Below are 5,374 nucleotides of genomic sequence, written 5' to 3'. Positions count from 1 at the left end.
TAAGAGGAAGGGAGAATGGTGCTTGACAAACCTCGGGTATATACACTGCTCCCTTCTGGAGGTGAAGAATGGCAACCAGGTTCGTTGAACTTGTAAGGGCTATTACCGAAGAAAAAGGTCTATTCTTACTCAGGTACAAGAAAAACGATGTTGGACTCGGGTTTGCCTTTGAAACTTCTCCCTATATGTACGCAGATAGCAGGGTAGAAAATGGGTTTTACAAGATAGTGGAAAAGTTACCCGAGGATGCTCTCATGCAAGCGTTTCTCTGGGCAGATGACGATATAGATGACATTCTTTCCCTGATACGGAAGGGGGGAGGATTAGCCGGAAGGTTGTTTGAAGAGAGGTATGAGTTTTACCGTCGGGCTGCAAAAGAAGGGGGTTTCTGGGGCATTCACCCAATAAGAGATTTCAGGCTCTTTCTGATGTTTTACATACCGCTTAACAAAGACATAGATATGGAAAAGGTTATTGAGCTGAGAAACGATATAACACAAACGCTTGACAATCTTAAGATGCAACACAGGACACTATCTTATGAAGATTTCTCTATTTTGCTGGACAAGGTTTTGTTCGGCAAAACAACTCAGGGAGTTGACAGCATAGAGGGGCTTGTCCCTCGTAACTTTGAGATTGTAGAAGAAGGGAAGAGAGTCAAAGTAAAGGACGGGCGTGAATACTCAATCATATCTCCTTACTTCCTACCCAACCGCTATCACATTGCAATGATGGCAAGGTTGCTCGGGGCGGACAGGCTGGAAGAGGTTAGCTCAAACCTAAAACGTGCATTCTGGATTTCAGTAACAATACGGAAGAAGCCTATGGGGGAGGTGAAATGGCTACTCAACACAAAGGGGGTTGCAATAGAAAGGCAAGCGATGGGTATAGGAGCTAAAATCGCTCCACGCCTCAAGGATGCAGCTAAGGATTTTCAACTATTCAGGGAAAGAAGAGACAAGGGAGAAAAGGCTGTTGAGATGTGGCTCTTTGCCGGAGCTCACCCTTCAGAAATCAACAAGCTGGAAGAAATATTTACAAACGTGGCTTCGGAAGAAGCATTCGGAGTGAGTTCATTCAAAGTCTTTATTGAGGAGGACCCTGGTCCAGTGCTGGAAGATTTTATATATTCGTTGCCCTTTTGCTTTCCATTCGGGGAAAAGGGAATCTACTCCGCATGGAATAGGCACTTCATACTCATGGGTAAAGATGCCGTTAAGTTCTTGCCTGTCATGGGAGACCTTAAAGGCAACTTTGCCAGGGAAGGAGATTATCCGCCGGGGCTGTGTTTTATATCTCCCAAGGGTCAGGTAATGTATGTAGACATTTTTAACTCGGCAGCAGGCTACAATTTCATCACAGTTGCCTCTACGGGTAGTGGTAAATCCGTCCTCGCCAATGACATAATTAACGCTTACCTCGCAAAAGGAGCAATGGTAAGAGTTATAGATGTAGGGGGGTCATATGAGAAGCTTGCGAAGCTGTACAACGCTCCCTGCATAGAGATAGACCCTGAAAATCCTGTGTGTCTCAACCCGTTTACACACATGCAGGATGTTGTGGTTGAGGTAGAAAGCGATGACGGTGAAAGGACACGTGTAAACATTGCAACCCTCCTTGTTAGGGACCTGATATTCATAATGCTTGGCATAGACCCACGAGATATTTCCTCGTATGAGGAGAAGCTACAGGTCAGCCACGATATTGGAACGGTTGAAAGGGTAATAAACGAGGTCTGGGCTGAGAAAGGGAGTGAAGCTTCAATAGAAGACATCATCTTGCGACTCCCGGAGCATCTTCAGAACGCTCTTATAAGGTGGGTAGAGAATCCATGGTTACGAAAATTCTTTGTTGGAAAGGCAGAAGTAAATATCATGGATGAGCCCTTCTACGTAATAGACCTGCTCAAGGTAAAGTCTATCAATGATACAACTCTCTTCAATGTGCTAATGTATCTGGTTCTAATCAATATTCAGAAGAATGTATACCTTCTCCCGAGGGACTTAAAAAAGGTTGTTATCTTTGATGAGAGCTGGGAGTTTTTGCAAGATAAACACATAGTTCCTTATATAGTTCGTGGCTACAGGATAGCAAGGAAATTCAACGCTTCCTTTGGAGTTATAACCCAGTCAGTAGAGGATTTCTTATCTGACCACGCAAAGCCTATAGTGGACAACTCAAACTTTATATTCATGCTTGAGCTGGGAGAACAATCCCTGGCATTCCTTGAAAAGAGAGAGGGCATAGCCTTAAATCCGTATGCAGTTTATCTTGCAAAGAGTGTTACCAAGCATCCCAAAAACCTGTGGTCCGAGATTTTGATATACATGCGGAATCAGCGCCTGTTCGGTAAAGCAAGGCTTATACTGGACGACTTCTCAAAGTTCTTATACAACACCACGGCTGAAGAGATTGCAAGGATAAAAAAGCTGGAACCAAAACTCGGTCTTATTGGGGCAGTTGAAGTACTTGCAAAGAATAATCCTGTTGCCCTGGCTATTCTGAAAGGTTGGCTTACATATGCGCAAGTTAGGGAGCACGGAATACAGAGGATAGAAGATGCACTTGCACTCAAACTGATATCCGAATGGCAGTACGAGCAACTGCTGAAGGAATGGGATGAGCTAATAGATTCAGAGAGGGAAGTCAATGCAGTTGTTTAGAGATGTTGCAGTCGCATTAGCAATTGTTCTTGGAGCGTTTGCCTTCTATGAGGCAAAGCTGAAACCTATATACGTGTGCGATATACAGGGCATAGTTAGAGATTATGTTGATGACCTCAAACGGTCCAACATGAGCTATCGGGACAAAGAGGCAAAGCTGGAAGACTTTATGTATAAACTCAGGCAGGTACTTAACAGCTATGGCGTAGTCTACAACAAGGGTAGCGTAACGGGCAGTAGAGTAAGAGATATAACCCGTGAAGTTAGGAATAAATTAACCCAAAAAGGCTGGAGGTGAAATTCAAGGGATATTTGTCCACACCGCAACCTCCTATCTATCAAATCTTTCCGAAATCTATCTTATGAAGTCCTGTTCTTTCAAAGCTTCACCTTTTTAGCCACTAATGTTGAAAAATTTTTGATTGAGTGATATATTACATGAAAAAGGGAGGTAAGAAATGAAGGTGACAAATTTGAAGGAATGGGAAGGAAGCTTCCCTCAAAAAAGGACAAAGCAAAAAGGAAAAGAGTTAAGTACCTCTATAGGTATAGGTGAGTAAAGATGAAGAAGCTCAAGAAGCTCATTCAAAAGCTTTTCATCATCTACCTCGTAGCAGGGGGAGCACTTCTCGTGATGGATGCGATAGACAAAAAACTAAATCCTCCTCCCTTTCGTATCAGCTTTTCCGCTCCCGAATATGAAAGCTTTACTCTGAACGAAGAGTGGATGGAGAAAGTAAGAGAAGAGATTGAAAAGTTCGTGAGCGTAAAAAGAGCGAAGTGGTTCCTCCCTCCTTCCTACGGAGATTGTGCCTTTTACATCTCAAGAAGAGGAGAAGGCATACTCTACCGGCTCTGTAAGGACGAAGAAAAGAAAGGAAGGTGGTGGATTATCAGAGAAGGAAGCTACAAAGGAAGGAGCACCGACAACTTCTATGAGCTGAAGGAAGAAGAAGCGATGGAGCTTTTGAAGAAGGTCAGAGAGATTGCAGAAAAAGGAGAAGGCGATGGAACACCTAATTGACCTTTACCTCAATGAGCTGAAGAAGATAAGAGACCCGAAAACTATAGAAACCAAAGAATACGCCCTCAAGCACCTGATAAACTACACCGACGAGCTTATAGACCTTGACAGGGGGGAGCTGATAAGGTTCTACGAGCACCTCAAGGAAAAAGGACTTAAAGAAAGCTCTATAAGAGCCATTCTCAGAGAAGTGAGGCAGTTCTACAGGTGGCTCAGGCAGAGAGGCTACTCGGTAGAATTTGACTCTCAGGCTCTTGAGGACATCTACAGAGCTAAGAGAAAGCAGGAAAGGAAAGGGAAGAAGTATTACTCGGACGAGGAGCTTGAGCTTATCCTTTCCGCCATCAGAGGAACACTTGAGGGCTTTGAACCCAAGCACCCTATCTACTACCTTCTCGTGGTTTTCCTCACTTCCTCGGGTCTTCGTCTCTCAGAAGCCCTGAGCATGAAGAAGAAGAACATCAGGGTAAAGAAGGTTCTCACCTCCGAAGGAGAGGAAAAAGAGATATGGATGGCTGAGGTAAGAGAAGGGAAGTTCGGCAAAGAGAGGGAAGCTCTCATATACTTTTTCAAGTCGGAGTGGAGAACCCTGTGGGAAAGATGGCTCTCTCAGCTACAGCCTGATGACTACATCTTCACCTATACCATCAGGTATCCCAAAAGCACAAAAACACTTGTCCTCAAGCAGGATACGGCAAAGAGGTTCTTCTGGGATTTAGAGAAAAGGTTGAGGGAGAAGGGGTATGAGATAGAAGTCAACACTCACCGTTTCAGGAACACCTACATTACGAAGCTCGCTACCAAAGGGTTTCCCGTAAACCTGATAGCGGAGTGGGTGGGGCATTCAAAAATCTCAACTACAATGGACGTTTACATGGAGGCGGAAAGGGAAAAACAGATGGAGGTGATAGTTGAGAGGCTATGAAGTTCTGCCTTAAGGACAATCACTCCCGCGGAGCTGAGGAAGTTCGTAAGATGAGCAGGGCTTTAACCTTATCCCCTTATGAGCTTGTTCTTAAAGAGATTGAAAGGGGAAGGGTTGATGCCTTTGATATAGATATTGACTACCTGATAGAGCTTTTCAAAAGAGAAGCTGAAAATCTCAAAGAATGGGAATACCTTGAAGAGGCGGGCAGATTTCTTGAAGCCGCCGCCAAGCTTCTGAAGCTCCAAATAGAAGAGGTATTTTCCTCCCCTAAACCTGAGAGGAAGAAGATAACCATAAAGGAAGTTAGAGATGTGTTAGTAGATACCGAGGGTAACTACGAACCTGAGCATGACCTCTCGTGGCTGTGGGAACATAAGGTAAGGGTAGGGAGACCATCAGGGGCTAAGGATAGGGTAGAGAGAAAACTGAGCTGGAAAGAGTTTTGGGAAATTGCTCAAAAGGATCTAAAGGAAGTCTTGCACGAAGAAGTGGACTATCATAAACTTGCACGAAAGGTCAGGGAGAAAGTTCTCAGAGGTATACCTATAAGAACGCTCAGAGAATTCATCGCATACCTCCATGCATACATGGAATTTGAGGATGTTCCTGAACTATCTGAGCTTTTTCCTGCAATTGGCACAGAGGCTCAGTTTTCTTAGTTCCTTCTTCGTTAGCTCTCTCACTTCTATGCCATTTCTCCAGTTGAAAGATGTATAGCCACAAGCAGGATAGCCATCCTCTCTGAGCAGGTGCCACTTC

General features: G+C 44.2%; 5 protein-coding genes. All 5 read left to right on the top strand.

The window, feature by feature from the left end; genetic code table 11:
• Positions 1-68 precede the first annotated feature (68 nt).
• Positions 69-2,663 (top strand): TraC family protein, encoded by a 2,595-nt coding sequence (locus tag ACWB1W_RS00265; protein WP_479369388.1) that lies wholly within the window; start codon positions 69-71, stop codon positions 2,661-2,663.
• The gene (locus ACWB1W_RS00260; RefSeq protein WP_479369387.1) at positions 2,656-2,961 is read left to right on the top strand and encodes a hypothetical protein; all 306 of its coding nucleotides are present in this window, start codon (positions 2,656-2,658) and stop codon (positions 2,959-2,961) included. The genes ACWB1W_RS00265 and ACWB1W_RS00260 overlap by 8 nt, the downstream gene beginning before the upstream one ends.
• Before the next feature lie 264 nt (positions 2,962-3,225).
• On the top strand, positions 3,226-3,687 hold the full coding sequence (locus ACWB1W_RS00255; protein ID WP_479369386.1) for a hypothetical protein: 462 nt from the start codon (positions 3,226-3,228) through the stop codon (positions 3,685-3,687).
• The gene (locus tag ACWB1W_RS00250) at positions 3,650-4,612 is read left to right on the top strand and encodes a tyrosine-type recombinase/integrase (protein ID WP_479369385.1); all 963 of its coding nucleotides are present in this window, start codon (positions 3,650-3,652) and stop codon (positions 4,610-4,612) included. Before ACWB1W_RS00255 ends, ACWB1W_RS00250 begins: the two co-directional genes overlap by 38 nt.
• A complete protein-coding gene (locus tag ACWB1W_RS00245) occupies positions 4,609-5,274 on the top strand; it encodes a segregation/condensation protein A (protein ID WP_479369384.1) in 666 nt (221 codons plus the stop codon). The genes ACWB1W_RS00250 and ACWB1W_RS00245 overlap by 4 nt, the downstream gene beginning before the upstream one ends.
• Positions 5,275-5,374 lie beyond the last annotated feature (100 nt).

The sequence above is a fragment of the Aquifex sp. genome (genome assembly GCF_056494385.1).
Note: the sequence above shows the minus strand (reverse complement) of the source record. Positions and strands in the feature narration are given on the sequence as shown.